A 9,990-nucleotide genomic window follows, 5' to 3' on the forward strand; every position below is an offset into this window, starting at 1 on the left:
CTTGACTTAACCCCAGAAAAAGTTCGGATCAAAGATAGCTACCGAGAGCGGATATTTGCCGAATCACAGCAACTAGGTAAAAGTTACTTAGAGACACTTTACTTTATCATTGATTGTTATTTTGCTTTCAGAAAGGGTGCATTTCCCACACAACAAGTAGCTTTCACCCCGATTAATACTGAAGATAACAAACTCTCTTCAAGGACTCAAGAGCCATCTATTATCGAAAACCAAGAGGATTCTGATGACCAAACCTTCACTCTTGATTTTGAGTTGTAAGGGAAGTATGGCACTGCTGCCTCTATAGTGCGTAAGTCAAGCGATCGCACGATAGCGCTTTCTTTATCCGCTACTCGCACAGAATACCTTTCCTGTATTCTGACTCCTGAATTCTGTTCGATAAACTTAAGAGTTTCTTATATCTGACTTTTCCCGTTAAGTCTCGAAAGGCTTACTCACTAAGGATTTAGGAAAAGGTAAAGTAATTAAAATTGGGTGCTAAAGGTGACAAATCATGTTGGACTGGATTGCTGTGGAACTGTTGCAATTGACCTATCTACATCGTAACCAACCTTTAGCCCCAGCGATTGAAATTCTTAGCCCCCTTCAACTCCGCATTTTGACAGCAAAATCGCCTAAACCACCCAAAGTGTTAACAGTTAGTTGGGCTGTTGAAGCGATCGCTCGTCTTGGAGGATATCTTGAACATCGACATAAAACTCCTATTGGTATCCAGGTACTGTGGCGAGGTTGGTTAAAATTGCACGACCTCTGTGAAGGCTGGCAGCTTGCGAGAGAGACTTAACGGGAAAAGTCAGAATCATCCAATGGCGCAAGCGGGTCTTTATGGATCTGAGATCAATTGGTGACAGATGCCCCGCAGTGGAGTGAGTAGATGGTTTGATTTATTCGGCACAGAATCAAAATAGGAGATGTCCACACCTTGAGTGAGTTGGCAAGAAAGCTACCTTTATGAAAGTGCTATTCGATTGCCACTATCGTTTGCGAGATGCGAAAAATAACACCCCGCAAACCCTAGCGGTTGGTGATTCTAGAGCGCCAATAAAGATTAAACAACCACAAAATTGTTTTCGGTTAGTGACAATCCAGCAGATAATTGTGCAAATTTTACCTGAGTAAACCCAGACGCACTGCCATCAAGATCAAAGAACAGTCCACCTGTAGCGCTGTTGTAGATAAATCGTTGATTGGTTGTTGTTGCAGATGTTCCGATGGTAAACTGATTAGCTGAAAGTGAACCTGATGATAACCCGCCAGCAAAATAAACAGCTGATATCTGAATCAAGTCATTAGTGGCGTTAAAGTCATAAAGATCGTCAACACCTTCATTGTAATTATAGAAAACAAAGGTATCAGTCCCATTCCCTCCAATTAGGCTGTCATTACCCTTTCCACCTGTCAGGGTATCATTGCCGTTGCTCCCCACAATCAAGTCATTGTAATCTGTACCGATGATATTTAATCTTTCGACATTGTTGTAATTAACTAGATACGTATCTGCCGTAACCGATCCAGTGTTAGTAGTAGCATTAAAAGTCGAAGTAATCCCTGTTGTAGCATTAAAGTAATACATGGATAACAAATCGTTACCATTACCCCCATTTACTGTTTGAGTCGCTAAATCAGAGGGGACATCACCTGAGGATGTGATGCCTAAATTGAAGGAATCATTGCCATCACCTCCAGAAAGGAGGTTATTACCTTTTGCATTGGTAGCATCCAAGGTATCGTCACCAGCGCCACCGTTGAGGGTATTATTAACTATGGAAAGAGTAGGGTCGCTGCCAGAGATGTCAAGATAATCATTGCCATCGCCCCCAGAGAGCAGATTATTGCCTGTTGAACCGCTACCAGACAAGGTATCGTTACCTGCACCTCCAAGTAGTGTGTTATTACCTGTAGAGCGAGAATCTTCGGAGTAGTTAAAGGAAGAGTAGTAGTAGCCAGAGATGTTAAGAGAATCATTTCCATCGCCTCCAGAGAGCAGATTATCGCCTGTTGAACCGCTACCAGACAAGGTATCGTTACCTGCACCTCCAAGTAGTGTGTTATTACCTGTGGTGCGAGAGTCGGAGGAGTAGCTAGGTCTGTTGATGTAGCTGCCAGAGATGTCAAGAGAATCATTGCCATCACCCCCAGAGAGCAGATTATCGCCTGTTGAAGCATTAGCACTCAAGCGATCATCATCAGCACCTCCAAGTAGTGTGTTATTACCTATTGAACCGCTAATATTCAAAATATCGTCATCGGCATCTCCGTCAAGGATATTATTGCCTGCACCGCCAATCAGAGTATCATTGCCTGCACCACCAATCAGAGTATCATTGCCTGCACCACCTCTAATGATGTCATCACCACTCAATCCGTCAATGATGTCATTACCCCCTTGACCATTGATGACATCATTAGAGTTGTCAAAACCTGTAATATTGTTATCGAGGTCATTCAGGAAAGTAACAGTGTTCTTATTGAACAGGTTCGTTTGAGTAGAGTTTGCATCAAACACATCAAAACTGTCAGTGACACTAGTTTGACCAGAAAAGAGGATATTGCCAATAGCAGGTCGTGAAGAAGTTGCTGGTAAATTATCCAGGTTTTCTAATTTGAAGTTTTGCAGAATGACTTTGCTATTAGCGAGATTTTCAAAAGTGATTTCTAAGTTGTTGCCATTTTGAGTTAATTGCAGATTTTGAGCCGTGAATCCATCACTTGTAAATTGCAAGGTGTCTACAGAGGCAATGACCGTTGCTGAGGGATTTGAGCCTTTACCCACACCACCGAAATCGGTAATAGTATCAGTATTTTTGTTGTAGTAAATATCGTTGTTGTAAACAAATTCATCATTACCAGCGCCACCAGTTAGAGTATCATTACCAACGCCCCCGGAGAGAGTATCGTTGCCACTGTTCCCCACAATCAAGTCATTGTAATCTGTACCTAAGATATTTAATCGTTCGATATTTTTGTAATTAACCTGATTCGTACCCGACCTAATTGAGCCAGTGTTAGTAGTGGCATTGTAAGTTGTTGCGATCGCCGCACTACCGTTGTAGTTGACCAACAGTACATCGCCACCCTCACCCCCATCTATGGTATCATTGCCACTATTGCCCGTGGAGAGGGTATCGTTGCCACTGTTCCCCACAATCAAGTCATTGTAATCTGTACCTAAGATATTTAATCGTTCGATATTCTTATAATTAACTTGATTCGTACCTGACCTAATTGAGCCAGTGTTAGTAGTGGCATTGTAAGTTGTTACGATCGCCGCACTACCGTTGTAATTGACGGACAGTACATCGTCACCCTCACCCCCATCTATGGTATCACTGCCACCATTGCCCGTGGAGAGGGTATCGTTGCCACTGTTCCCCACAATGTTGTCATTGTAACCTGTACCTGAGATATTTAATCGTTCGATATCCTTGTAATTAACCCGATAGGTGCCGACCGTAATTGAGCCAGTGTTAGTAATAGGATTGAATGTCGTTGTAATCCCTCCTGTAGCAGCGCTGTAATAACTGTAATCAACGGACAACAAATCGTCACCCTTACCCCCATCTACCGTTTGATTCTCTAAATTTAGATAGAAGGAATCATTGCCATCGTCCCCAAAGAGGAAGTTATTTCCTGTTGAATCCTCAGCCCTCAAGGTATCGTCACCAGCACCACCGTTGAGAGTATTATTGCCTGAAGACAATAATATACCATCGTAGTAAGTGGGAATACTAGAGATATCAAGATAATCATTGCCATCGCCACCAGATAGCAGGTTATTGCCTGATGAACCCTCAGCCATCAAGTAATCGTTACCAGCGCCACCGTTGAGGGTGTTATTCCCTGATGAGACAAAATTAGGAGCTGCTCTATAAGTAAAAACACCAGAAGTAGAGAGAGTATCATTGCCATCGCCACCAGATAGCAGGTTATTACCTTGTGGAGACTCAGCATCCAAGTAATCGTCACCAGCGCCACCGTTGAGGGTGTTATTGCCTGATGAGGCTGTAGAATTATAAGAGTTTTGAGAAACGTAAGAGGTGGAGAGAGTATCATTGCCATCACCACCAAATAGCAGGTTATTACCGGATGTTGCCCCAGCATCCAAGTAATCGTCACCACTGCCACCGTTGAGGATGTTGTTGCCTGTTGAATATTCAACATTCAAGACATCATTGCCCACACCACCTATCAAAGTATTATTACCTGCACCACCTCGCAGTAAATCATTGCCACTTTTGCCGTCAATAAGATCATCACCCCCCTGACCATTGATGACATCATCTGAGTTATCAAAGCCGTTAACATTATTGTTCAGGTCGTTAAGGAAGGTGACTGTGTTCAAGTTGAAGATAGTGCTTTGAGTGGAGTTGGCATTGAAGACATCAAAGCTGTCAGTAATGGTAGTTTGCCCATCAAACAGGATATTGTGCAAGTTTACAGTGGCTCCTGTAGATAAGCTTAGGTTATCCAGGTTTTCTAAAGCAAAGTTTTGCAGGATGATTTTGGGACTATCCTCCGCGTCAAAGGTGATTTCTAGATTGCTGCCATTCTGGGTCAGCACTAGATTTCGAGCAGTAAAGCCATACCCATCGAAATTTAGGGTGTCTACTTCGGCAATGACTGCTGCTGAGGGGTTTACACCTTTACCAACTCCACCAAAATCGGTGATACTATATTTACTATCGTAGCTGAAGTTGTAAGTGTTGTTACCACCTCCACCAGTCAAGATGTCGTTGCTATTGGCGAATAGGGTATCGTTACTCGTGGTTCCAATGATATTTGCCATAACTTTTACCTACCTCAATCGATTTTTTCAGTAATTTCAGTTTTGAAGAGAGCTGTTAGTGGGACTTAAACAAAAAGTAGCCAGAAAAGAGCCGAAAACCTGTATGCAAATGTGTATTTTCCTTGCCTTGCATGGGTTTTAAGCTTGTTTCTGCCTCAAAAATGTTTAAGTCGCGTTCTAGCGGTTATCGATTGTATGAGAACATCAAAGTCCTTACTGTCAAATCATTTCAGCAAAGTTTTTGTATCTCACTGAACTGCACACCACTATAGTGCTGTTTTCAGGCACAAGAACAAGCATCAAAAATCCAGCCTTCATATTTAGTTTTTTACCAGTGCCTAAATCCTACCAGAAGAGAAAATAGTCAATAGTTAACTCTGGCTTATAAATATAGTTTTATACTCTCCTTATGGGCAATTATGCGTAAATGTTTAATTTGAGAATACAGAACATCTCAATAACCTAACACTGACCATATACTAGCGTATTTACTTAGATGTCTTTGCTTCCAGACACATCTTTGCATATTCTTCACATTATTTACTGATAAATTTACGTAAAAATATTTTGGTTTATGCACTATCAATGCGTCGTCTTTTCCTCTTGCTAAAGGCTATTACCAATTGGTATAGCATCTGTAAACCAAAAAATTCGCGAGTGCAGACATTACTGCTTCTGCCTCAAAAAATCGAGTTGTTTAAAGCGGCTAGTCAGGAATTGTATAATGCTGAGTGTCAGGCGTAGCCAGCCTTTGGCATCGCTAATTCTGTTGAACTCTCTGGGGCTGAACTCAAGAAGCTCCTTGACAAACGGGCGAAAACGAAAACCGAACGACATCAGCAACGCAAGGCAGAATTGTCCCGTCGCTATGAAATTGACGTAACTGCTGATTTGGTCGAGAAAGATGACGATGGCTGGTATCCTCAATTGCGAATGCACTATTATTTGACGCTGGGGCCAGAGTTTCTGACCAACCGTGATGCAAAACGGGCAGCAGCGCAGTTAGAGGCGCGAGAGAATTCGATTTGGAAACCGGATTTTAACAAGGGGCAGATGTTACCTGCTGTACTGTTGTTAGAAGAACTGAATCTGTTGCAGTTGCTCACGCCTGGGGAGCAACTGCGTTCTTCTGACGAGGCAATGCAGGAATTTAAAGCACTGGCACTAAAGCATCGGTATGTTATCAAAAATTATCTTCACGTGACTATCTCAGAAAAACTTACTTCCATAGCGATCGCACAGAAATTACTTGCCAAGATTGATTTGAAACTCGATTATATCGGTCGGTTGGGTAAGCATGAAAATCGGGAGTGCGTTTATCGGTTTGTGCCTGTTGATGATGAACGTGATTCGATTTTTTGCCTACCGACGTAGGCTATGGTAGTCGAGGCGATGGTGTTATAGAACTAATCGAAAAACTCATCTCCTCAGATTAGTATGCCTATGGCGACAAACTAAGCCATAAGATGGTTCCATTCTCAATATAATCTACATTCTTATCATTACTTGTTGCGAAAATATTAAGCGCTCATTTTGAGTCTTGGAAAGGAAATCAAACAGTAAATGCTGATTTTTTCTTCGATTTTCAACTTTGGTTATGATCTTGAGTAATATCGTTCGATTGAACATCTATTCCAGCTTCAACTCCGACTGACTCTATCAGGTTTTCTGACGGAGTAAACTCATCAATCAGCGTAATTATCACTGCTGCCGCAGGCACGGCAAGTAGCACACCAATAAATCCAAATAGCTTACCCATTACCAAAAATGTCACAATCACCATCACTGGATGGATATTAACTTGCTGACCCATCACCAAAGGCTGAACAACATGGGCATCTATTTGATTCATTACAAAGAAAAGTATCAACACAAATACTAACTTTAGCGGTGAAATACTCAATGCTACTAATGCTGGTAAAAAAGCACCAATCACCGAACCAAAGTAAGGAATTATTTCAAATAAACCTGCAATAATCCCAAATGATAGTGCTGACGGAATCCCCAAAATCAAAAGTCCAAACGTTGCTCCAGCTCCCAGAAATATCATCGCTATTCCTGTCCCAAAAATCCAGCCTCGCAATCTTGTCTCGCAAGCCTTAAGGATTCCTTGAAACCGATGGTGATGTCGCCTTGGGACTAATCTTAAAATCCCTTTCACTAAGGAATTAGGATCGTAAGCCATGTAAAGCGCTAAAATTAATGTTGCTACCAACTCTACGGTTAAACTCAAAGCTTCACCTAAGAAAACTGGTACTCCCCCTAATAACTGGTCGGTCAAATTCCGTAATTGTATTAGTGCTTGGGAAATGTCAGGAATAAAAGCAAATTTCTGACGCAGTTGCTCAACATCTCCTGTTAATCTATTGAGATAAGTTGGTAATGTTTTGATTAATTTTTGAGATTCAAATGTCACACTAGGTAGGACTACAGTAGCTAATACCACAACAAATCCGATGATTAATCCAATTAGTAACAAAACAGCAATATCCTGTGATTTAACTAACTTTTGCAAAAACCTTAATAGGGTTCGTAAAATTAAAGCAATCAATGCTGCAACAACTAAAAGTTCTAATACTGGTAAAAGTTGGTATAAAATATAGAGTACCACCGCTACCATTACTGCCAATGGCGCACCGCGAGTTAACTGCGACCATCCATTCTCTGTATCTCTGGGATTCGCCATTACTATCACTTATTCTTCTGTTTTAATTTTACAAATTTAGTGCCTGGGATGGCGCATAATTTTTATTGTTAAGAGTAACTGTAAGCCTGATTAACACAAGTCTCGTTTTTCTCTCTTGTTTGTGCCCATATAGTCAAGTCAATTTTAATTTGTTCAGATATTTTACTTCCTAGCTAAAATTTTATTCTATTTACCCTCACAGAGGTCTAGAAATTTAAATTATCTTTCTTGAAAAATAAGTTTAACATTTTGTGCATTTGCATAAAATTATCCTGTTTTCTTGAGTTGAGCTATTTAAAATAGTGTCGCAGCCATGACCACAGTTGATTTTTGAACTTAACAGGCTCTGGTGATGGTGAATAAGTTGATGGTTTTGTTTGAGCAATATTATTCATTGAAAGTACACAAATAGTTAGTTCGCCATCTGTATAATATCTGTCACCTCCTCCGTTCCGACCAACCCATGTGGCCCCTATACCTGTGACTTGATATAATTGGGCAATCTGGTGTGTCAAATCAATACTTTTAATTACGTTATCTCTTTCTTCATCAATGTCTGCATTAATATGGTGAGTAATCTGTCCTGTGCGGTGGCTAAGTTCCACGCTTTGGTCAAATGTTGCTGAACCTAGCCATAGGGGTCTACTATCAGCATTCAGGTTGTTTGATTGCCACAAGCGAACGTGATGTCTAGTTTTGGCATTGTTTCCTATAGGTAGTTCAAAAGCTAAATCCTGTTTGCGTCCCCACAGATATAAATTACTTACAGGTGCAGTTGGGTAAGAATGCTTGAAGAGAACACTTTTAGCAATTCCAACACTTGAGCGTAAGGTAATCGGGTCTGCTGGATGCCAGCCTGCTGCCAGTAGCGCCTGCACCACTTCTGCTGTTGTACCGACAAATCCAATATTCAAAGGATCTCCAGAGATCCCTTCTGCCGTTTGCGTCGTTTTCGGAGAATGTTCCAGCTTGGGGTTATGTTCGTAGTGATGCCACAGTGCTGGTAAAACGACATAACTCACCAGTGCATATAGGCCGAATAAACCAACTAACGTCCCAAAAATATACCAAAACCAATGTCGATGTTTTGGGCGTTCATCACTATTTGAGTTAGAGGCTTGTTGCATTTGAACCCGGCGATCAAGCTATATTTCCTTATTTAATTAATCATCGCACCCTTAGAAACAATGTTTTTAAAAAACTTTGGAAGTGTTCATCATTTTGGCTTTTGCCTGTTGATAAATCTTTATGACTTACGCATTGACAGAAAAGCCTAAATGACAGATATGCTTTTCAAGCCTTTTAGCTAGATTTTTGAACTACCTTTTTGCGATGCCCAACTCTTGGAGACGCTGCGCCGAAGGGCATCGCTTATCAAAATTTACCACTAAGTTTTTCTCCAAGACAATCTGGTAGTGATTAACCACACCAGTATTTTAGGTGTTAAGGGTTTCCTCTAAGAAACGGAAAAGAGCGATCGCCCCAATCAAGTGAGGAAAACTCAGGAGTAACCTGACGCAGACATCGCTCCTGTTGAATTTACCACTCGTTTGCAGACAGCATTAGGTAAAGTGGCAAGCAAAGTAATTTAATAGGTAGTCAAGCGATGGCGCAGAGCGTCTACCATAAACAGTTTTGATGGTTGCCCTAATATAGCGTGTGTAACGTTCCAATCCAAACATCTCCTGTTTTAATAGCAAAGTACCTATCACCATTCTGGAGAAAACCTGACCTGTAAGCTTTTTGTTTGATTTTGTTAATTTCTGCTTCACTTATTTGGTCAATCTTTTCATAAAAATAATTCTCTTCAACGTGGAGTTCCCACTGAAAATTTTCGAGACTGAAGTTGTGAATTTTATATTTTTCAAATGTAAACGTTCTAGCTTCATTGCTCTTTATAAAAGTATTGTTATATCCAACAATCCAATCTCCAGTTGCTGCTACAACTTGAGAGTTGATAAAATGATGGTCAAACAACCATATCTTCAAGTAAAAAGGCTCTCCCGACTCCTGAAGTGTTTTATGCCAATTTAAATAAATCTCTATTAAAGCCTCTAGTATTAATCGGTTGTACCAAATGGGAGGGTTTCTTTTTACTAAGCGATGCCAGGGGTCAATAGCGACCTTGACATAATCTCGTTGAGACTTGTGCAATTTGGTTACATCTAGGGTGAGATTGTAATTCTTCCAATAGTTAATTTTTCTAACCTGTTTTTTCCAACCTCGAATCTTTTTTTTATTACTGTACGGGTTTGACATTGCAATTCTACAAGAGCTAGCTAATCTACTACTGTAGTATGTATATATTTGGCTTTGAGTTACTTACTTTGTATAAACCCGAAAGCGATCGCCGCCGGCAAGCAATGCGATCGCCCGCTCAGATTGTTGGGCAACAAGGTGAGCTAACTTAATTGGTATTAGGGACTTCCAAGCAATAAAATCACCAAATACAAGAATGATAATCATTGTGAGGAGGGGGAAGGAGAAGCAGCCGTCG

At 40.9% G+C, this 9,990-nt stretch carries 6 protein-coding genes and 1 pseudogene; 3 read left to right on the forward strand and 4 right to left on the reverse strand.

Annotation, left to right across the window (positions count from 1 at the left end; translation table 11 throughout):
• Both CDG77_RS31955 and CDG77_RS31960 read left to right on the forward strand, forming a co-directional pair.
• On the forward strand, positions 1–279 hold a 279-nt coding region (locus CDG77_RS31955), incomplete at its 5' end, for a hypothetical protein (RefSeq protein WP_223270092.1).
• A 250-nt stretch (positions 280–529) separates the two neighbouring features.
• A pseudogene (locus tag CDG77_RS31960) lies at positions 530–805 on the forward strand (hypothetical protein); the annotation flags it as partial.
• 264 nt (positions 806–1,069) lie between these two features.
• Here the strand turns inward: CDG77_RS31960 and CDG77_RS31965 are convergent.
• Positions 1,070–4,807, reverse strand: coding sequence for a beta strand repeat-containing protein (locus CDG77_RS31965; protein ID WP_094333228.1), 3,738 nt, complete (start codon positions 4,805–4,807; stop codon positions 1,070–1,072).
• An 855-nt stretch (positions 4,808–5,662) separates the two neighbouring features.
• Between CDG77_RS31965 and CDG77_RS31970 the strand changes: the two genes are divergently transcribed.
• Positions 5,663–6,181 carry a hypothetical protein gene (locus CDG77_RS31970; protein ID WP_190234125.1) on the forward strand — a complete coding sequence of 173 codons (519 nt, stop codon included), beginning with the start codon at positions 5,663–5,665 and terminating at the stop codon, positions 6,179–6,181.
• Positions 6,182–6,392: 211 nt separating this feature from the next.
• On the opposite strand, the gene CDG77_RS31975 is transcribed toward CDG77_RS31970, so the two are convergent.
• The 3 genes from CDG77_RS31975 to CDG77_RS31985 all read right to left on the reverse strand — a co-directional run bounded on the left by CDG77_RS31975 (position 6,393) and on the right by CDG77_RS31985 (position 9,752).
• Entirely contained in the window at positions 6,393–7,493 is a 1,101-nt protein-coding gene (locus tag CDG77_RS31975) for an AI-2E family transporter (protein ID WP_094333229.1), read from the reverse strand.
• Between the two features lie 290 nt (positions 7,494–7,783).
• Positions 7,784–8,620: an LssY C-terminal domain-containing protein gene (locus tag CDG77_RS31980; protein ID WP_094333230.1), complete on the reverse strand. Its 837-nt coding sequence runs from the start codon at positions 8,618–8,620 to the stop codon at positions 7,784–7,786.
• 520 nt (positions 8,621–9,140) lie between these two features.
• The gene (locus CDG77_RS31985; RefSeq protein ID WP_094333231.1) at positions 9,141–9,752 is read right to left on the reverse strand and encodes a hypothetical protein; all 612 of its coding nucleotides are present in this window, start codon (positions 9,750–9,752) and stop codon (positions 9,141–9,143) included.
• Positions 9,753–9,990: the final 238 nt, after the last annotated feature.

The organism is Nostoc sp. 'Peltigera membranacea cyanobiont' 213 (assembly GCF_002245975.1).
GTDB lineage: Bacteria > Cyanobacteriota > Cyanobacteriia > Cyanobacteriales > Nostocaceae > Nostoc.